This is a genomic window from Fibrivirga algicola (assembly GCF_011742925.1).
GTDB classification, from domain to species: domain Bacteria; phylum Bacteroidota; class Bacteroidia; order Cytophagales; family Spirosomataceae; genus Fibrella; species Fibrella algicola.
The window spans coordinates 1-278 of sequence record NZ_WAEL01000046.1 but is presented as its reverse complement, the minus strand read 5'-3'; the positions used below and the strand labels follow the sequence as shown (position 1 = coordinate 278).

The 278-nt window shown below is 49.3% G+C and carries 2 tRNA genes; both read left to right on the top strand.

Annotation, left to right across the window (positions count from 1 at the left end):
* Positions 1–35: 35 nt before the first annotated feature.
* Positions 36–109, top strand: a tRNA-Ile gene (locus F7231_RS27145).
* A 4-nt stretch (positions 110–113) separates the two neighbouring features.
* Positions 114–187: transfer RNA gene (locus F7231_RS27140), tRNA-Ala, on the top strand.
* The last annotated feature ends 91 nt before the right edge of the window (positions 188–278 follow it).

Here is a 278-nt window from a genome sequence, read left to right as displayed (position 1 = left end):
CATATTTGATGCTAACTTTCTGCCAATACCCAAATGGGCTTGTAGCTCAGGTGGTTAGAGCGCTACACTGATAATGTAGAGGTCCGTGGTTCGAGTCCACGCAGGCCCACAGCGGGGGATTAGCTCAGTTGGCTAGAGCACCTGCTTTGCAAGCAGGGGGTCAACGGTTCGAATCCGTTATTCTCCACTACGAACCAACGGGTTCGTTTAGTTCTTTGACCTATTGAGAAGAAGGCTTTCAAGTCCGTAAGGATTTGGAGCCACACACAAGTAGAGTA